Source organism: Mesorhizobium sp., assembly GCF_005063415.1.
Classification (GTDB): Bacteria; Pseudomonadota; Alphaproteobacteria; order Rhizobiales; family Rhizobiaceae; genus Mesorhizobium.
Genome location: NZ_SUEG01000094.1, coordinates 2,994 through 20,698, shown reverse-complemented (window position 1 = coordinate 20,698; position 17,705 = coordinate 2,994). Strand labels below are relative to the sequence as shown.

Here is a 17,705-nt window from a genome sequence, read left to right as displayed (position 1 = left end):
AATCTCCCCCCTTGAGGGGGAGATGTCCGGCAGGACAGAGGGGGGCGCCGTAGAGTGCTAGATCGGCCATGAGCACCATCAATCGCCCTCGTCCTCATAGCCAACCAGATGCAGCGGCCTGGCGGCGATGCCTTCGAGTTCGCACCAGCGCACCAGCGCCTCCTCGCGGCCATGCGTTACCCAGATTTCTTCCGCGCCGGTCTCCTTGATCGTCGCCGTCAACTCGTCCCAGTCGGAATGGTCGGAGATGATTAGCGGCAGCTCGACGCCGCCCTGCTTGGCGCGCTGGCGGATGCGCATCCAGCCCGAGGCGAAGCACGACATCGGATCGGGAAAACGCCGCGCCCAGCGATCGGCGAAGGCGGAGGGCGGGCCGACGACGATGGCGCCGGCAAAGTCGCTTTTTTGGCCGGTCTCGACGGTCGCCGGTTCCAATATGCCGAGATCGATATTCTGGCTCTGGTAATACTCGCTGAGCTTGGCCAGAGCACCATGGATGTAGATCGGCTTTTCGTAGCCGGCATCGCGCAGCAGCCGCATGACGCGCTGCGCCTTGCCCAGCGCATAGGCGCCCACCAGATGCGTGCGCTCGGGGAACTGCTCGGTCGATTTCAGCAGCCGGGCGATCTCTTCGATATCGGGCGGATGGCGAAACACCGGCAGGCCGAAAGTCGCCTCGGTGATGAAGACGTCGCATTTGAGCGGCTCGAACGGCTCGCAGGTCGCGTCCTTCTGGCGTTTATAGTCGCCGGACGCGACGATGCACGTACCCTGATGCGCGACCTTGATCTGCGCCGAGCCCAGCACATGGCCGGCCGGGTGAAAGCTGACGGCCACACCGCCAAGCGCAATCGTCTCGCCGAGCACCGCGGCCTGCGTCGTTCCGGCAAAACCTTCGCCGTAGCGCAGCCCCATAATATCGAGCGTCTGCTGCGTCGCCATCACCGAGCGGTGGCCGGAGCGGGCATGGTCGGAATGGCCATGCGTTATCAGCGCCCGGTTGACCGGCCGCACCGGGTCGATGAAGAAATCGCCGGGCGGGCAATACAGCCCTTCCGGCCGGGGATGAAGCAGGTCGCTGGCGCGCATGGCCCCAAGATAGGCGCTAATTCCGGCGCGGGAAGCCTGTTGTAAGTCGCTGCTGACTCCAGCATAGAGCGCAAGCCGGCTGCAACACCCGGCGGAATTCGATCACAATGAAACCGCTCCAGACCTCGTCCGGCGATCCGATCGCCGACCGCCGCGCCGACTATGCCGAAATGCTCTATGCATCCGGCAATCATGCGGCATCGGCGGAATTGCTGCTCGGCGCGCTCGAACTGGCGCCGCAATGGGCGGCCGGCTGGTTCCGGCTCGGCGAGATGCAGGAGGCGGCGGGCGCGCCCGATCTCGCCGCGCAGGCCTGGACGACGGCACTGCGGCTCGACCCCGCGGACAGGCTCGGCGCGGTGCTCAAGCTGCAATTGATCGGCAGGGCAGCGGCGGCCCAGGCGCCGCCCAGCGCCTTTGTCGAGACGCTCTACGACCACTATGCCGGGAGCTTCGAGGGTGAGCTGGTCGACAGGCTCGGCTATCGTCTGCCCGAATGCCTCGACCGCGCCATCCGGGCAGCACGGCCGGGCCGGTTTTCGCTGGTGCTCGATCTCGGCTGCGGCACCGGCCTGATGGGCCAGAAGCTGCGGCCGATAGCCGATCGGCTGGAGGGTTACGACATCTCGGCCGGCATGCTGAGGCAGGCGCGCGCCAAAGGTGTCTACGATCTGCTCGTCAAGACGGACCTGCAGGAGTTTTGCTATTCTGGCCCGAAAGCCGATCTGGTGACGGCGGCCGATGTGTTCATCTATCTCGGCGCACTCGACAAGGTGGTGAACAAGATTGCCGGGATGCTTGCCGGCGGCGGTCTGTTTGCGTTCTCCGTCGAGACGCTCGCCGGCGGCGACTCGTCTGGCAGTGGCGATTTCGCCTTGCAGCCGTCCCGCCGCTACGCGCATTCGCAAAGCTATGTAGAGCGGGTTCTGGACGCCAACGGCTTTTCGGTCCTGTCGCTGCAGGCGACGATTATCCGGCAGGATCGCCGCGAACCGGTCGAAGGGCTGGCCGTCGTGGCGGAGAAACGCCGCTTGAAGCATTCACAATCATGACCAAGGCGGCGATCCTTCCCACCCCCCTCTGTCCTGCCGGACATCTCCCCCGCAAGTGGGGAGATCGGCAGCTTCGCCGACGGCGCCTTCTTGCGACGCTGAAGGTTTGCGAAAGCGGAAATGACATCCAATCTCCCTCCTTGCGGGGAGATGTCCGGCAGGACAGAGGGGGGTACTGTCCCGCCGACCTCGGTGTAATGTTTGCTGCGAAAAAGCCCGAATCGCATGTCCGGATCATGCGGATATCGACAAGGAGCACGTTCATGCGCTGGAACATGATGGTCTTGGCGTCTTGCCTGGCGATGGCCGGCTGCGTCGGCAATTCGATGTCCGAACGGCAGGACGAAAACGTCCAGTCCTCGCTGCTATACGACAAGGTGCCTTGCGATCAATTGCTGGCGCAACGAAACGGCCTGGCGCAGCAATATCAGTTGCCGGTGGACGCCAAGCCGTCCTTCTCCAACCCGGCGACGGGCTTTGGCCCGTTCACGCCGGACATGCGCTCAAAAGCCAAGCGTGACGCCGACCAGGCAAGCGGCAAGATCGACGCCATGAACCGGTCGATCAGCCGCCGCGAATGCGGCAAGTCGGCCAAGCAGAACAAGTTCGGCCTGACCTGACCGGATCCTAATCCGCCACCTTCCATTGCTCGCGCGAGGCGCTGGCGGGATAGACGCCGAGGATGCGCATTTCGCGCGAGAAAAAGCGCAACTCGTCGAGCGCCAGCTTCACCAGCGGATCGTCGGGATGGCCCTCTATGTCGGCGTAGAACAGCGTCGCTGTAAACGCGCCGAGCTGGTAGCTTTCCAGCTTGGTCATGTTGATGCCGTTTGTGGCGAAGCCGCCCATCGCCTTGTAGAGCGCCGCCGGCACATTGCGCACGCGGAAGATGAAGGTCGTCATCATCCTGGCGTCGGCGGAGGGGCGTTCGGCCCATTGCTTGTTCTTGGTTAGCACGACGAAGCGGGTAACGTTGCTGTCGGTGTCCTCGACATTTTCCTCGATGATGTCGAGCCCGTAGAGCGTCGAGGCCAGCGCCGGCGCCAACGCCGCCATGGTGCGGTCCTTCATCGCGGCGACCATCTTGGCGGCGCCCGCCGTGTCGCCGGCAACCGTCGCCTTCCAGCCGTTCTTGCGGATGTATTTGCGGCATTGGCCGAGCGCGTGGATGTGGCTGTGCACGGTCCTGATCTCGTCGCGGCTGACGCCGGGCAGCACCATGAGCTGGAAGTGGATCGGCAGGAAATATTCGCCGATGATGTGCAGCTTCGATTCCGGCAAGAGGTGATGGATGTCGGCGACGCGGCCGGCAATGGTGTTCTCGATCGGGATCATCGCCAGATCGGCCTTGCCGGTCTCGACCGCGTTGAAGGCGTCCTCGAAGGTCGGGCACGGCAACGGCTCCATCGACGGGAACATGTTGCGGCAGGCGGTGTCGGAATTGGCACCCGGCTCGCCCTGGAAGGATATTTTGTTGGTCTTTTCAGGCATGCGCAGAGTCTCGGGAATTGGGGAAATTTCTTAGTTGGAAAGGAGCGCCCTGGCGCGTTCGAGATCGTCCGGCGTATCGACGCCAAGCGGCACCGACTGCACGATCTCCGCATCGATGCGCATGCCGGCCTCCAGCGCCCGCAACTGCTCCAGCCGCTCGCGGCGCTCCAGCGGCGACGGCCTCAGCGCAACGAAGCGCTCGAGTGCGGCGCGCCGATAGGCGTAGAGGCCGATATGATGGTAGAGCGGGCCTTCGCCCCAGGGTGCGGTGGCGCGGGTGAAATAGAGCGCCCTGAGCCGTGTCGCCGAGAGTGGCGAGCCGACCAGCTTGACGACGTTCGGATTGGTCTTTTCCTCGTCGCGGACGATCTCGACGCAGAGCGTGGCGATATCGACCGCGGCGTTCTCGAAAGGCTTCAGCGCTGCGCCGATAATAAGGGGGTCGATGGTCGGCAGATCGCCCTGCACATTGACGATGGTCTCGACGCTGTTGCCAGGGTCGAGAATGGTCAGCGCTTCGAAGATGCGGTCGGAACCGGTTTCGTGGTCCGCCCGCGTCATCACCGCCTCGAAATCATGCGCGCGCACCGCCTCCGCAACGCCTTGCGTATCGGTGGCGACGACGACCCGGCCGGCCCCGCCTCGGCGGCGCGGCGGGCGACGTGGACGATCATTGGAGTGCCGGCAATGTCGGCCAGCGGCTTGCCCGGCAGGCGGGTCGAGGCCATGCGGGCCGGGATCAGGATGAGGGTGGACATGAGGCGGGCAGGGGCTCGAAAAAGAGGAGGACAAAAGTGGCAAAAGGTCTCACTGGCAGCGCCCTTATAGGTGTTGCAACGCCGGAGCAAAAGACCTAGTTTCCGCGCGATTTGACCGCCTCGCAGGGTGGTTCACGATACCGACGGACGGAGTGGACGGATCGGTCCGCCGGAAAAGGGAGCCTGGGGCGTATGGATTCCAACGAAGTCAACAAGCTGCTCGCCGCTTTCCTCGGCACGGTGTTCATTGTCTTTTCCGTTGGCATCGTGTCCGACGCGCTGTTTGCCTCTCCAGCGCCGGAAAAGCCCGGCTTCGCCATCGAGGCGACCGAGCCCGCCGAAGGCGGCCCGGCCGCTCCCGCCGCGGAGGCCAAGCCGATCGCCGAGCTGCTGACCACCGCCCACGCCGAAGCGGGCGCCGCCATCTTCAAGAAATGCCAGGCGTGTCATTCCGGCGAAAAGGGCGGCCCCAACAAGGTCGGCCCCGATCTGTGGGACATCATCGACCGTCCGGTCGCCGAGCATGAGGGCTTTGCCTATTCGGCCGGCATGAAGGAGTTCTCCAAGGGCGGCAGCGAGAAGTGGACCTACGACAACCTGAACCACTTCATCACCTCGCCGAAGAAGTTCGTGAAGGGCACCGCGATGGGCTTCGCCGGCCTGCCGAAAGATGAGGACCGTGCCAACGTCATCGCCTATCTGCGCACGCTGTCGGACAATCCGAAGCCGCTGCCGGCACCCGGCGCCTCGGCCGAGAACGCGCCCGCCAAGCCGGCCGAAGGTACAGCCCCTGCCAAGCCGGCAGAAGGCGCGGCGCCAGCCGCTCCGGCCGCACCCGCAAAATAACAAAACTGTAATGACATAATCCTTGAAAAAGCCGGGTTCAGCCCGGCTTTTTCGTTAGGAAAAATGCATATGCGACGACAAAGCCGCTCGGTTGCGGTTTTCACTAGCGCCAAATGATCTAGATTGGGCCCAGACGCTTATGGTGACGGCGCTATATCGCGAAGAGGAGAACGCATGACGGTTGGCCGAGCGCGGACGCTTCTGAAATCGGTGCTGATGCTGGCTGCTTTTGCCGGCGGCCTGCAGGCGGCCTTGGCGGACGAATGGCGCACGACGTCGTCGCTGATCGGCGAATCCAAATACGGCGACAATTTCAAGCGCTACGATTATGTCAATCCGGATGCACCAAAGGGCGGCACGCTGAATTCGGTGGCGCCCGGCACGTTTGACAGCTTCAATCCCTACATCGTCCAGGGTTCTGCCGCCGCTGGCTTCGCCCCTTTTGGCGGCGGTCTGCTCTACGACACGTTGATGGAGCAGGCGACCGACGAAGGCAGCACCAGCCATTCGCTGGTCGCTGAAGCCTATAAATATCCGGCCGATTATTCCTCGGCGACCTACCGGCTCGATCCGCGGGCGAAGTGGCATGACGGTCAGCCGATTACCGTCGACGACGTGATCTGGTCGTTCCAGGTGCTAAAGGCCAACAGCCCGCAATACAGCCGTTATTTCGAGAACGTTACCGATGCGGTCGCAATCTCCGATCGTGAGGTCGAGTTCCATTTCAGCCAGAAGGGCAATCGCGAACTGCCCAAGATTCTCGGCGATCTCGTCGTACTGCCCAAGCACTGGTGGGAAGGCACTGACGCCAACGGCAAGGAGCGCGACGTCACCCGGCCGACACTGGAGCCGCCGCTGGGTTCGGCCGCCTACAAGATCGCCAGCTTCAAGCCAGGTTCGGAAATTGTATGGCAGCGCGTGCCTGACTATTGGGCCGCCAAGTTGCCGGTGAAGATCGGCCGAGAGAATTTCGACACGAAGCGGTACACCTACATCCTCGATGAGAATGCGGCTTGGCAGGCATTCACCAAGGGTGGGCTTGAGGATATCAACGCGGAAAACAGCTCCAGACGCTGGTCGACGGCGTATAATTTTCCCGCGATCAAGCAAGGCGACGTCATCAAGAGGGAGTTCAAGACCGAGTCGCCCGAGCCGATGCAGGGTTTCGCGCTTAATCTGCGACGTCCGCAGTTTCAGGATCGACGCATACGCGAGGCGTTGACCGACGTGCTCGATTTCGAAAGCATGAATCGTACGCTGTTCTTCGGTCTTAACACCCGCACGAGCAGCTATTTCCAGGGCACCGACCTGGCGTCCAGCGGCCTGCCGAAAGGCAAGGAGCTGGAGATTCTCGAGCAATATCGTGACAAGCTGCCGCCTGAAGTGTTCACCGAGGAATTCAAACTGCCGGTCTACGACACGCCGCAGGCGGAGCGTAAATACCTGAAGTCCGCGGTCGACCTGTTCGCCAAGGCTGGTTGGGTCATCAAGGGCGGCAAAATGGTCAATGCCCAAACGGGCCAGCAATTCAAGCTGGAGATCCTGGGACGGGACCCGACAGACGAAGTCATCGCAAATCCTTACGTCGATAATTTGCGAAAGATCGGTATTGATGCCGCACTTCGCATTGTTGACCCCAGTCAATATGTGAACCGCACCCGCAGCTTCGACTTCGACATGGTGACGGGGATCTTCCCACAGTCGGATTCGCCCGGCAACGAGCAACGCGACTTCTGGAGTTCAAAAGCCGCCGACGCACCTGGCTCACGCAATCTGATGGGCATTAAGGATCCGATTGTCGACGCGCTGGTCGACCGCGTTATCTACGCCACCGACCGCGACGATCTGGTTGCTGCCACCCATGCGCTCGACCGAGTTCTATTATGGAACTACTATGTCGTGCCGCAATGGCACAGGCCGGTGGTCTGGCTGGCCTACTGGAACAAATTCGGCATGCCTGAAAAGCAGCCTGCCTATTTAGGCGTGGACACGGATTCCTGGTGGGTCGATCCGGTCAAGGAAAAGGCGCTGGCGGCCAAATACAAGAGTGGCAATTGATGGCGGCGCTGCCCCGTCGCGACTTCCTCGCCCTGGGCGGTGCCGCCGCGGCAGCTGCATGGCTGCCCGGCCGGGCTTTCGCCACGATCCCGACCGGCGTGAAGCTGCACGGCCTGTCCGCCTTCGGCGATCTCAAATACGCGCCGGATTTCAAGCATTTCGACTATGTCAACCCGGACGCTCCCAAGGGCGGCCGGATGAATTTCGCTCCGCCGAACTCCACCTTCAATCAGAGCTTTCTTACTTTCAACACGCTGAACTCGCTGGTGCTGAAGGGGGATTCGCCGCCGCGAACCGAGCTCTGCTTCGATTCGCTGATGACAAGCGCACTTGACGAGCCGGATGCGGTCTACGGCCTGCTTGCCGAATCCGTTACCTTGTCGCAGGACCGCAATGGCTTCCGCTTCAGCCTGCGGCCACAAGCCCGCTTCCATGACGGCTCGCCGCTAACAGCGGAGGACGTTGCCTTCGCATTGAACCTCTACAAAGAGCGCGGACATCCGAATCTTTCCCAACCGCTGCGGCATATGACGGATGCGGTCGCAATCGATCCGCTTACGGTCAGCCTTGCCTTCAACGGCCAACAGTCCGCGCAGAATATCCTCGCCATCGTTGTTATGCCGATCGTGTCGAAAGCCTTCTACACGGCCAACGACTTCGACGCCTCGACGTTAACCCCACCCCTTAGCTCCGGACCATACAGGGCGGGACGGGTCGCGGCCGGGCAGACTGTCGAATATGAACGTGTCGCCGATTATTGGGGCCGCGATCTGGCCGTGAACCGCGGGCTTAATAATTTCGACCGCATCCGCATCGATTTCTATCTTGATCGCCAGGCAGCGTTTGAAGCTTTCAAGAAAGGGGACACGCATTTTCGCGAAGAATTCACATCGCGGGTGTGGGCGACCGGTTACGACTTTCCAGCGCTGAAGGATGGCAGGGTCATCAAACGGGAATTTCCCGGCGAGAAATCGCCCTCCATGCAGGCTGTCGCGCTGAACCAGCGCCGTCCACAATTCCGCGACATACGCGTGAGACGGGCAATCGCCTATTGCTTCGACTTCGAATGGACCAGGCGGGTGCTGTTTTTCGGCGCCTACGAGCGTTCGCAATCGAACTTCGAACGATCGGATTACAAGGCCGAGGGCCTACCCTCGCCCCAGGAACTGAAACTGCTGGAGCCGTTTCGAGCCGAGTTGCCGCCTGAGACCTTTGGCGAACCGGTGATGCAACCCGTCTCCGACGGTTCTGGCCATGACCGTAAGTTGCTGCGCGAGGCTTCGAGGCTGCTTGCCGAATCCGGCTGGAAGCGAGCGGGCAATTTCGTCGTCAACGATAGAGGCGAGCGGCTGCGGGTGGAAATGCTGGCCGAGGACGAGGGCCTGGTTCGCATGTTGGCGCCCTGGTCCGAGAATATGAAGGCGATTGGCATCGACGCTTCGGTCCGGCAGGTCGATTCGACGCAATTTGAAGCGCGGCAGAGCAATTTCGACTTCGACTTCAACATGCTCGCATGGTTGATCGGGGCCACGCCCACCGCCGACGGTTTAGAGATCCTCTATGCTTCGCGGATGGCGAAAACGCCGGGGATGCGCAACTATCCAGGTACGGAAAGCAAAGCCATCGACGCGCTGATCGACGCAGCCGGCAAGGCGCACACCCGCATCGAACTCGTCACAGCGCTCCATGCCCTCGATCGGGTCTTGCGCGCGCGGCTCGACTGGATTCCAACATATTATCAGGCGAATCACCGAGCGGCCTATTGGGACATGTTCGGCTTTCCCGCTCAGAAGCCGGATTACGGCTTTCCGGTCGAGACGTTGTGGTGGTTCGACAAAGACAAGGCGGCAAAGATTGGCAAAGCCTGAGATTTTCGCACAAGCGAGGCAGAGAGCCTGATGGGCGCCTATATACTGCGCCGCATCCTGTTGATGATCCCGACCCTGTTCGGCATCATGGCGGTGTCATTTGCCGTCATCCAGTTTGCTCCGGGCGGGCCGGTCGAGCAGGTCATCGCCAGGCTGACCAACCAGGGCGGCAGCGATCGCCTCGGCGGCGGCGGGGGTGATGCCGGCGGCGCCAATTTCGATGTAGCCGGCGACGTCGGCTCGAAATATCGCGGCGCGCAAGGGCTCGATCCGGAATTCATCAAGAAGCTGGAGAAACAGTTCGGCTTCGACAAGCCGCCGCTCGAGCGCTTCGGCATGATGCTGTGGAACTATCTCCGTTTCGATTTCGGCGACAGCTATTTCCGCGACATATCGGTGCTCGACCTGATCCTGGAAAAGATGCCGGTGTCGATCTCGATCGGGCTGTGGATCACGCTTTTGTCCTATTTGATCTCGATCCCGCTCGGCATCCGCAAGGCAGTCAAGGACGGCTCCACCTTCGATGTCTGGACCAGCGGCGTCGTCATCGTCGGCTACGCCATTCCGGGTTTCCTGTTCGGCATATTGCTGATGGTGCTGTTTGCCGGCGGCTCGTTCTGGGACTGGTTTCCGTTGCGCGGAATCACCTCGGACAATTGGGACCAATTGTCATGGCCGGCGCGGATCGGCGATTATTTCTGGCACATGACCTTGCCGTTGACGGCGCTGGTGTTGTCGGCCTTCGCCACGACGACGCTTTTGACCAAGAATTCCTTCCTCGAGGAAATCCGTAAGCAATATGTGGTCACCGCCCGCGCCAAGGGCCTGTCGGAACGGCGGGTGCTCTACGGCCACGTCTTTCGCAACGCCATGCTGATCGTCATCGCCGGCTTCCCCGGTGCCTTCATCTCGGCGTTCTTCACCGGTTCGCTGCTGATCGAGAACATCTTTTCGCTCGATGGGCTCGGCCTGCTCGGCTTCAACTCGGTGGTGCAGCGCGACTATCCGGTGGTCTTCGCCAATCTCTACATCTTCTCGCTGCTTGGCCTGTTCGTCGGGCTGCTGTCCGACCTGATCTATACCTGGGTCGACCCGCGCATCGATTTTGAGCGGAGAGACGTCTGATGGCGCAGGCCACAGCCGAAACGGCGCCGGCACGGATCGCGCGGCCCTTTCTGTCGCCGCTCAACCAGCGGCGCCTGCAGAACTTCAAGTCCAACCGGCGCGGCTACTGGTCGTTGTGGATCTTCCTGTTCCTGTTCGTGCTGTCGCTGGGTTCGGAACTGGTCGCCAACGACAAGCCGATCATCGCCTCCTACAAGGGCGAGATCCTGTTTCCCGTCCTGGTCGCCTATCCCGAGGAGAAGTTCGGCGGCTTCTATGCGGTCACCGACTACCGCGACCCGGTCATCCAGGACGAGATCAATGCCAATGGCTGGATGATCTGGCCGCCGGTGCGCTACTCCTACCAGACCGTCAACAACTCCATTCCAGAGGCAGCACCGACCAAGCCGTCCTGGCTCTACGACAAGAAAACGCGCTGCAACCAGTATCCGAAAGGCGAGGCGGACCCCAATTGCATCGTCGGCAACTGGAACTGGCTCGGCACCGACGACCAGGCCCGCGACGTGCTGGCGCGCGTCATCTACGGGTTCAGGGTCTCGGTGCTGTTCGGCCTGATCCTGACCGCCGGCTCGGCGCTGATCGGCGTGGCGGCCGGCGCCTTGCAGGGCTATTTCGGCGGCTGGACTGACCTTCTGTTCCAGCGCTTCATCGAGATCTGGTCGGCCATCCCGGTGCTGTATCTGCTCCTGATCGTCGCTGCCATCCTGCCGCCCGGCTTCTTCATCCTGCTCGGGCTGATGCTGCTGTTTTCCTGGGTGGCACTGGTCGGCGTGGTGCGGGCCGAGTTCCTGCGCGCCCGTAACTTCGAATATGTCAATGCGGCGCGCGCGCTCGGCGTGTCCAACGTCACCATCATGTTCCGGCATCTGCTGCCCAACGCCATGGTGGCGACGCTGACCTTCCTGCCCTTCCTGCTCAGCGGTTCGATCTCGACGCTGACCTCGCTCGACTATCTCGGCTTCGGCCTGCCGCCCGGCGCCGCCTCGCTCGGCGAGCTGTTGAAGCAGGCACAGCGCAACCTCAACGCCCCCTGGCTCGGCATTTCCGGCTTTGTCGTCATCTCGCTGATGCTGTCGCTGTTGGTCTTCGTCGGCGAGGCCACGCGCGACGCCTTCGATCCGCGCAAGACGTTCAGATGAGCGACACCCCGCTGCTCTCGGTCCAGGACCTCAGCGTCGCCTTCACGCAAGGCGGCGACCAGTCGATCGCCGTCGACCATATCTCCTTCGACCTCGCCAAGGGCGAGACGGTCGCGCTGGTCGGCGAGTCCGGCTCCGGCAAGTCGGTCACCGCGCTGTCGGTGCTGAAGCTGCTGCCCTATCCGACCGCCAGCCACCCGTCGGGAAAGATCCTGTTCCTCGGCGCCGACCTGCTTGCCGCGGACGAGAAGGACCTTCGCCGCGTGCGCGGCAACAAGATCACCATGATTTTCCAGGAGCCGATGACCTCGCTCAACCCGCTGCACACGATCGAGCAGCAGATCGTCGAGGTGCTGAAGCTGCACCAGGGCCTGGGCGATCGCAACGCCAAGGCGCGCACGCTGGAACTTCTGCACGAGGTCGGCATCCGCGAACCGGAAAAACGGCTCGACGCCTATCCGCACCAGCTTTCCGGCGGCCAGCGCCAGCGCGTCATGATCGCCATGGCGCTCGCCAACGAGCCTGAACTCTTGATCGCCGACGAGCCGACGACGGCGCTCGACGTCACCGTCCAGGCGCAGATCCTCGAATTGCTGGCCGGCCTGAAAAGCCGCAAGAACATGTCGATGCTGTTCATCACCCACGATCTCGGCATCGTCAGGAAGATCGCCGACCGGGTCTGCGTGATGACCAAGGGCAAGATCGTCGAGACCGGCCCGACCAAGGAGATATTCGCCAATCCACAGCACGCCTATACGCGGCATCTGCTTGCCGCCGAGCCGAAAGGCAAGCCGCCGGCGGCCAATGAAGCCGCCAAGCCGGTGATGGTCGGCAACGACGTCAAGGTCTGGTTCCCGATCAAGAAGGGCTTCTTCCGGCGCACCGTCGACAATGTGAAGGCGGTCGACGGCATCGACGTCACCGTGCGGGCCGGCCAGACGCTTGGCGTCGTCGGCGAATCCGGCTCAGGCAAAACGACGCTCGGCCTGGCGCTGGCCAGGATGATCTCGTCGACCGGGACCATCCAGTTCAACGGACGCGGCATCGATCAGCTGTCCTTCAACGAAATGCGGCCGTTGCGGCGCGAGCTGCAGATCGTCTTCCAGGATCCGTTCGGTTCGCTCAGTCCGCGCATGTCGGTCGCCGAGATAATCGAGGAAGGGTTGAAGATCCACGAGCCGAAACTGTCGCCCGATGCGCGCGACGAGCGTGTCGTCGACGTGCTGAAGGAAGTCGGCCTCGATCCGGCGACGCGCAACCGCTATCCGCACGAATTCTCCGGCGGCCAGCGCCAGCGCGTCGCAATCGCGCGCGCCATGGTGCTCAACCCGCGCTTTGTCATGCTGGACGAGCCGACCTCGGCGCTCGACATGAGCGTGCAGGCGCAGGTCGTCGACCTCTTGCGCAGCCTGCAGGCCAAGCACGACCTCGCCTATCTCTTCATCAGCCACGATCTAAGGGTCATCCGCGCGCTCGCCAATGAAGTCATCGTCATGCGCAACGGCAGGATCGTCGAGGCCGGTCCTTCCGAACAGATTTTCAGCAACCCGCGGACCGACTACACAAAGGCGTTGATCTCGGCCGCCTTCAAGATCGAAACGGCGCCAGTCGGCATCGTCAGCGAGTAGATTTTCGCCAGAGATCATGCACAAAATCAAAACGCTGCCGCGCCCTTGCGCGTCGGGACGCGAACGCTGTTGGTAAAAAGGAAAAACGATCCGCAATGGAAAAAGGCCGCATCCTGCTTGCCCTCACAGGTATTCATCCGCTGCGATGGCGCGAACTGCTGTCGGCGGAGCGCGAAGTGGTGCTCGAGCCGAATGGCGCCGGCGATCCCTCGATCACCTATGCTGTGGTGTGGAAACAGCGGCCGAACCTGTTGTCGTCGCTGCCCAATCTGCGGGCCATCTTCTCGATCGGCGCCGGCGTCGACCACATTTTCGCCGATCCCACCTTGCCCGACGTACCGGTCGTCAAGGTGGTGGCCGACAACCTCACCCAGTACATGACCGAATACGTCGTCTGGCGGGTGCTCGACCACCATCGCCAGGGCATGCTCTACCGCGCCCAGCAGCAGAAGAAGATCTGGCACGAACCGCAGCAGCGGCCGGCCGGCGATATCTCGGTCGGCATTATGGGGCTCGGCACGCTTGGCCGCGCGGCGGCATCGGTGCTGTTGTCGCTCGGCTTTCCCGTCAATGGCTGGTCGCGCAGCGATCGGCCGATGCAAGGTGTCTCGACTTACGCGGGCGAGGCCGGCCTGATCCCGTTCCTCAACGCCACCGACATCCTGGTGGTGCTGCTGCCGCTGACGCCACAGACGCACGGCATCATCAACCACGGCGTGCTGAAGGAGCTGCGCAAGCGCAACGGCCTCGGCGGCTCGGTGCTGATCAATGCCGGCCGCGGCAGGCTGCAGAAGGACGCCGACATTTTGCGCGCACTGGACGACGGCACGCTAAAGGAAGTCAGCCTCGACGTGTTCGAGGTCGAACCGCTGCCAAAGACCAACCCGCTATGGAGCCACCCGAAAGTGTTCGTGACGCCGCACGCGGCGGCAACTTCCGATCCGGTCCACCTGGCGCCGATCATGCTGCGCCAGATGGACGCCTTCGAGCGCGGCGAAGCGCTGGAAAATGTGGTGGACCGCAACGCGGGATATTGATTTTCTAGAGCGCCGCTTCCCAGTCTCAGCCCCAGCCGAGCGGCACGTAGTCGATCTCCATAAACGCCGCGACCTCCGGAATCCAGCGGTCGCGGACGAAGGCGACGTGGTCGGGATGGTCGTTATAGCCGGAGTAAGCCCGCTGATCGGCGAACTCCATCGAGAAGCCGAAGCGGTAGTCGTTCTTGGGGCTGACCTGCCGCAACTGCTCGAAATGCGTGACGCCCTTTATCGCCGTAAGGATTCTCTTGGCGTCGGCTAGGAATCTTTTTTCCTCGAGCGAATGCGGCGGGTGTTTCAGCGTGAACACGACGGTGTGACGGATCATTTTCTGCTCCTGCGATGTCGATCCTGCTATGCGCTGTCGGCCCAGGCGCGGATCAGGTTATAGGCGATCGCCCCCTTCGGCGGCGTCACCAGGCCGCCCGGATGCTCCCTCGCCAGCATCGAGAGCACCTCGTCGCGAAAGAACCAGCGGCAATCTTCCAGCTCGTTGAGGTCGGGCTGGATATCGTCGTTGAGCGGTTCGCCGAAGCAGCCGATCATCAGCGAATAGGGGAACGGCCAGGGCTGGCTGGCGTGGTAGACGACGCGGCCGAGCCTGATGCCTGCTTCCTCCAGCGTTTCGCGGCGCACCGCCGCCTCGATCGTCTCGCCCGGCTCGATGAAGCCGGCGAGGGCCGAATACATGCCGGGCCCGAAATGCCGGCCGCGGCCGAGCAGGCATTTTTCGGGCGTTGCCGTCAGCATGATCGCCACCGGGTCGGTGCGCGGAAAGTGCTCTGTGCCGCAGGCCGGGCAATGCCGCTTGTAACCGCCCGCGCGCATCTCGGCTTCGGTGCCGCATTTGCTGCAGAAGCGATGACTGGCATGCCAGGCGAGCAGCGCCGCCCCTTGCGCCAGCGCGCCGGCCGCCGCTTCGTCGATCAGCCCCTGCATATAGACCGAGCGATAGTCGATCGCCTTGATCGTCTCGGGAAGCTGCTCGGGCTCGACCCCGGCCGGCACCGCCAGCACCGGGCCGCTTTCGGAAAAACCGAGCAGGACGCCGTTTTCGAGCGATGCTTCGAGCGGCCGGCTTTCGGCCGCGCCGAACCAGGGATCGAATGCGCCTTGCGCAAGCTTCAGATAGAGCCGGCCGCCAAGCATCAGCAAAAGCCGCGCCGAGGGATCGGCGAGTGCCTTTTCGACGGAATCGTCGGCGCGGTTTTCGGATTGCCGGTCGATAATGTTGCCGGCGAAGCCGACGAACTGGCTCGGCTCACGCAAGGGCGCGTCAAACAGGCGAAAGCTCATGCAGACTCGGGGAGGTTCAAGGTGGACACGGGAGAGGCTTATAGCGCTGCCTTGATCTTTTCCGCAAACTTGCGAAGGTCGGAGCGCTGATAGGGCTCGCGCAGGCCGTGCCCCCACACCGGACCGGGCCAGCCGGGATCGCCTTCCGAGCGCGCAATGACATGTACATGCAACTGCCGCACGATATTGCCGAGTGCACCGGTGTTGATCTTGGTGCAGCCGGTCACCCGCTTCAGCGCCAGCGCCACCATGTTGGTCTCGAAGGTCAGCATCGCCTGGTCGAGCGGCGTCATGTCGTGGATTTCCTCGATGCCCGGCCGCTGCGGCACCAGCAGCAGCCATGGCCAGCGGCGGTCGTTCATGACGCGCAATTCGCACAGGCCGAGCCACATCAGCTGTTCGCTGTCGGCTTCCAGCTGGGCGTCAAGCGTGAATCCGGCCTTGAGGCCCGGCAGCATCGGCGTTTCCCTCACTTTTTGACGTTTTTTGAACTCCATCGACGCTAGAGCGGCTTCCGAAGGGCCGCAAGGGGCAGCAAGCAACATTGGCCGTCGTGGCGCTGATTGTGCGCGAAGAAGGGAGGGCCTGGGCAAATTGCATCAGGTTGGCGCTCCCCCGCCGAGGTCGACATTTTGATCACGGCCACATTTTGTTCTTGCTTTGTGCCGGCAGCTATGCTACTAATCTCGCTATGGTGATTATTCGCACCAACGACCCGCCCGCCGAGGCGGGTTTTTGGTTTCAGCTGTCGTCGTCGCTCACGACCTCTATCATCCGCACTTGCATTTCATCGCCGGATTGCCGATATGGAGGCTGGGAGGTTGGTGGTGGACGGTCCACTCGCCAACCGGGTCAGGTCCGGAAGGAAGCAGCCCTAACGAGCCCGGAACGGGTCATTGTTCCAGCCTCCCGCCTCTTCGCCTTTTGCCCCGACATTGACGGCGCCAAGCCGTGCGGGCGAAAGTATGCGCAGGAATCGGCCGCCTCCAGTGGCAGCCCTTGGAGCTTAACGGGCGAATGAGCGAAGCCGGAAACGAGGCCGGGAAATTGGACAAGCCTGCCGCCTATCGCGTGCTGGCGCGCAAATACCGACCGTCGAATTTCTCCGAGCTGATCGGCCAGGAGCCGATGGTCCGCACGTTGACCAATGCCTTTGCCACCGGCCGCATCGCCCAGGCCTGGATGCTGACCGGCGTGCGCGGCGTCGGCAAGACGACGACCGCGCGCATCCTCGCGCGGGCCCTGAACTACAAAACATCGACGGTCGACCAGCCTTCCGTCGACCTTACCGTGCTCGGCGAGCATTGCCAGGCGATCATGGAAGGCCGCCATGTCGACGTCATCGAGATGGACGCCGCCTCGCATACCGGCATCGACGACATCAGGGACATCATCGAGCGTGTGCGCTACGCCCCGGTGTCGGCGCGCTACAAGGTCTACATCATCGACGAAGTACATATGCTTTCCAACCAGGCCTTCAACGGCCTGCTGAAGACGCTGGAAGAGCCGCCGCCGCACGTCAAGTTCATCTTCGCCACCACCGAAATCCGCAAGGTGCCGATCACCGTCCTATCGCGCTGCCAGCGTTTCGACCTCAGGCGCATCGATGCGGCAATGATCAAGGCCGACCTTGCCAGGATAGCCGGTCTGGAGGGCATCGAAGTCGAAGACGATGCGCTGGCGATGATCGCGCGCGCGGCCGAAGGCTCGATGCGCGATGCGCAGTCGATCCTCGACCAGGCGATCGCCCATGGCGGCGGCGCGGTCAGCGCCGAAGCGGTGCGGGCCATGCTCGGCCTCGCCGACCGTGCCCGCATCGTCGACCTGTTCGAGCATGTCATGAAGGGCGACGTCGCCGCCGCGCTTGCCGAATTCCGTGCCCAGTACGATACCGGCGCCGATCCTGCCGCTGTGCTGACCGACCTTGCCGAGTTCAACCATCTGGTCACCCGTCTGCGTTTCGTGCCGACTGCCGTCGACGACGCCTCGCTGTCCGAGGACGAGCGCCGGCGCGGCGCCGATTTCGCCGGCACGCTGTCGGTCAAGGTGCTGTCGCGGACATGGCAAATGCTCTTGAAAGGCATTCCCGAGGTGCAGACCTCGAACCGCCCGGTCAGCGCCGCCGAGATGGTGCTGATCCGGCTGGCCCATGCCGCCGACCTGCCGACGCTGGACGAGGCGCTGAAATCGCTGGAGAACGGCGTTTCTCTGCCGGGCGCCGCGCCGCGCGTGAATGGCGCGCCGGCAAGCCCCGGCCCTGCAAACCATGCGCCTGCAAGCGGTGGTGCAGGCGCCGTGGCGCAGACGCGGATGCCGAC

General features: G+C 62.8%; 15 protein-coding genes, 1 other RNA gene and 1 pseudogene. 11 read left to right on the top strand and 6 right to left on the bottom strand.

Going from position 1 to position 17,705, the window contains the following annotated elements; all coding sequences use genetic code 11:
- Window positions 1-78: 78 nt before the first annotated feature.
- Window positions 79-1,089 (bottom strand): ligase-associated DNA damage response exonuclease, encoded by a 1,011-nt coding sequence (locus tag E5W70_RS21950; protein WP_292662282.1) that lies wholly within the window; start codon window positions 1,087-1,089, stop codon window positions 79-81.
- A 107-nt stretch (window positions 1,090-1,196) separates the two neighbouring features.
- Here E5W70_RS21950 and E5W70_RS21945 point away from each other — a divergent pair, with 107 nt between their 5' ends.
- Together E5W70_RS21945 and E5W70_RS21940 are read left to right on the top strand one after the other, a co-directional pair.
- A complete protein-coding gene (locus tag E5W70_RS21945) occupies window positions 1,197-2,141 on the top strand; it encodes a methyltransferase domain-containing protein (RefSeq protein ID WP_292662280.1) in 945 nt (314 codons plus the stop codon).
- On the top strand, window positions 2,138-2,761 hold the full coding sequence (locus E5W70_RS21940; RefSeq protein WP_292662278.1) for a hypothetical protein: 624 nt from the start codon (window positions 2,138-2,140) through the stop codon (window positions 2,759-2,761). Before E5W70_RS21945 ends, E5W70_RS21940 begins: the two co-directional genes overlap by 4 nt.
- Before the next feature lie 7 nt (window positions 2,762-2,768).
- Here E5W70_RS21940 and E5W70_RS21935 read toward each other — a convergent pair whose 3' ends face one another.
- Window positions 2,769-3,632, bottom strand: a complete 864-nt coding sequence (locus E5W70_RS21935) for a prephenate dehydratase (RefSeq protein ID WP_292662275.1) — start codon at window positions 3,630-3,632, stop codon at window positions 2,769-2,771.
- A gap of 30 nt (window positions 3,633-3,662) precedes the next feature.
- Window positions 3,663-4,390, bottom strand: a pseudogene (locus tag E5W70_RS21930) (3-deoxy-manno-octulosonate cytidylyltransferase).
- A 192-nt stretch (window positions 4,391-4,582) separates the two neighbouring features.
- On the opposite strand from E5W70_RS21930, the gene E5W70_RS21925 reads away from it, so the two are divergent.
- The 7 genes from E5W70_RS21925 (at window position 4,583) to E5W70_RS21895 (ending at window position 14,091) form a co-directional block, all read left to right on the top strand.
- Window positions 4,583-5,236, top strand: a complete 654-nt coding sequence (locus tag E5W70_RS21925) for a cytochrome c family protein (RefSeq protein WP_292662273.1) — start codon at window positions 4,583-4,585, stop codon at window positions 5,234-5,236.
- 174 nt (window positions 5,237-5,410) lie between these two features.
- Entirely contained in the window at window positions 5,411-7,294 is a 1,884-nt protein-coding gene (locus E5W70_RS21920) for an extracellular solute-binding protein (RefSeq protein ID WP_292662269.1), read from the top strand.
- Window positions 7,294-9,162: an extracellular solute-binding protein gene (locus E5W70_RS21915; protein WP_292662267.1), complete on the top strand. Its 1,869-nt coding sequence runs from the start codon at window positions 7,294-7,296 to the stop codon at window positions 9,160-9,162. The genes E5W70_RS21920 and E5W70_RS21915 overlap by 1 nt, the downstream gene beginning before the upstream one ends.
- Window positions 9,163-9,192: 30 nt before the next feature.
- The gene (locus E5W70_RS21910) at window positions 9,193-10,287 is read left to right on the top strand and encodes a microcin C ABC transporter permease YejB (RefSeq protein WP_292662264.1); all 1,095 of its coding nucleotides are present in this window, start codon (window positions 9,193-9,195) and stop codon (window positions 10,285-10,287) included.
- Entirely contained in the window at window positions 10,287-11,426 is a 1,140-nt protein-coding gene (locus E5W70_RS21905; RefSeq protein WP_292662261.1) for an ABC transporter permease, read from the top strand. The genes E5W70_RS21910 and E5W70_RS21905 overlap by 1 nt, the downstream gene beginning before the upstream one ends.
- A complete protein-coding gene (locus tag E5W70_RS21900; RefSeq protein ID WP_292662257.1) occupies window positions 11,423-13,054 on the top strand; it encodes an ABC transporter ATP-binding protein in 1,632 nt (543 codons plus the stop codon). Before E5W70_RS21905 ends, E5W70_RS21900 begins: the two co-directional genes overlap by 4 nt.
- Window positions 13,055-13,149: 95 nt before the next feature.
- Window positions 13,150-14,091 carry a glyoxylate/hydroxypyruvate reductase A gene (locus E5W70_RS21895; RefSeq protein ID WP_292662254.1) on the top strand — a complete coding sequence of 314 codons (942 nt, stop codon included), beginning with the start codon at window positions 13,150-13,152 and terminating at the stop codon, window positions 14,089-14,091.
- A 25-nt stretch (window positions 14,092-14,116) separates the two neighbouring features.
- Here E5W70_RS21895 and E5W70_RS21890 read toward each other — a convergent pair whose 3' ends face one another.
- From E5W70_RS21890 to E5W70_RS21880, 3 genes are read right to left on the bottom strand one after another with little or no spacing between them, the layout of a single operon-like run.
- Window positions 14,117-14,419: a Dabb family protein gene (locus E5W70_RS21890; protein ID WP_292662251.1), complete on the bottom strand. Its 303-nt coding sequence runs from the start codon at window positions 14,417-14,419 to the stop codon at window positions 14,117-14,119.
- Window positions 14,420-14,445: 26 nt separating this feature from the next.
- Complete coding sequence (nudC, locus tag E5W70_RS21885) at window positions 14,446-15,387, bottom strand: NAD(+) diphosphatase (protein WP_292662248.1); 942 nt, start codon at window positions 15,385-15,387, stop codon at window positions 14,446-14,448.
- A 38-nt stretch (window positions 15,388-15,425) separates the two neighbouring features.
- Window positions 15,426-15,845: an HIT family protein gene (locus E5W70_RS21880; RefSeq protein WP_023676868.1), complete on the bottom strand. Its 420-nt coding sequence runs from the start codon at window positions 15,843-15,845 to the stop codon at window positions 15,426-15,428.
- Window positions 15,846-16,203: 358 nt separating this feature from the next.
- Here E5W70_RS21880 and ffs point away from each other — a divergent pair.
- Both ffs and E5W70_RS21870 read left to right on the top strand, forming a co-directional pair.
- Window positions 16,204-16,300: signal recognition particle sRNA small type (gene ffs / locus E5W70_RS21875), an RNA gene on the top strand.
- 104 nt (window positions 16,301-16,404) lie between these two features.
- Window positions 16,405-17,705: DNA polymerase III subunit gamma/tau (locus E5W70_RS21870; RefSeq protein ID WP_292662285.1), on the top strand; the 1,301-nt coding region annotated here is incomplete at its 3' end.

Excerpts from the sequence above, each read along its gene's own strand:
- E5W70_RS21925 (WP_292662273.1), top strand. The coding sequence starts at position 4,583 with ATGGATTCCAACGAAGTCAACAAGCTGCTCGCCGCTTTCCTCGGCACG.
- E5W70_RS21895 (WP_292662254.1), top strand. The coding sequence starts at position 13,150 with ATGGAAAAAGGCCGCATCCTGCTTGCCCTCACAGGTATTCATCCGCTG.
- E5W70_RS21900 (WP_292662257.1), top strand. The coding sequence starts at position 11,423 with ATGAGCGACACCCCGCTGCTCTCGGTCCAGGACCTCAGCGTCGCCTTC.
- E5W70_RS21940 (WP_292662278.1), top strand. The coding sequence starts at position 2,138 with ATGACCAAGGCGGCGATCCTTCCCACCCCCCTCTGTCCTGCCGGACAT.
- E5W70_RS21950 (WP_292662282.1), bottom strand. The coding sequence starts at position 1,089 with ATGCGCGCCAGCGACCTGCTTCATCCCCGGCCGGAAGGGCTGTATTGC.
- E5W70_RS21920 (WP_292662269.1), top strand. The coding sequence starts at position 5,411 with ATGACGGTTGGCCGAGCGCGGACGCTTCTGAAATCGGTGCTGATGCTG.
- E5W70_RS21880 (WP_023676868.1), bottom strand. The coding sequence starts at position 15,845 with ATGCTGCCGGGCCTCAAGGCCGGATTCACGCTTGACGCCCAGCTGGAA.
- E5W70_RS21915 (WP_292662267.1), top strand. The coding sequence starts at position 7,294 with ATGGCGGCGCTGCCCCGTCGCGACTTCCTCGCCCTGGGCGGTGCCGCC.
- E5W70_RS21945 (WP_292662280.1), top strand. The coding sequence starts at position 1,197 with ATGAAACCGCTCCAGACCTCGTCCGGCGATCCGATCGCCGACCGCCGC.
- E5W70_RS21890 (WP_292662251.1), bottom strand. The coding sequence starts at position 14,419 with ATGATCCGTCACACCGTCGTGTTCACGCTGAAACACCCGCCGCATTCG.
- E5W70_RS21910 (WP_292662264.1), top strand. The coding sequence starts at position 9,193 with ATGGGCGCCTATATACTGCGCCGCATCCTGTTGATGATCCCGACCCTG.
- E5W70_RS21905 (WP_292662261.1), top strand. The coding sequence starts at position 10,287 with ATGGCGCAGGCCACAGCCGAAACGGCGCCGGCACGGATCGCGCGGCCC.
- E5W70_RS21935 (WP_292662275.1), bottom strand. The coding sequence starts at position 3,632 with ATGCCTGAAAAGACCAACAAAATATCCTTCCAGGGCGAGCCGGGTGCC.
- nudC (WP_292662248.1), bottom strand. The coding sequence starts at position 15,387 with ATGAGCTTTCGCCTGTTTGACGCGCCCTTGCGTGAGCCGAGCCAGTTC.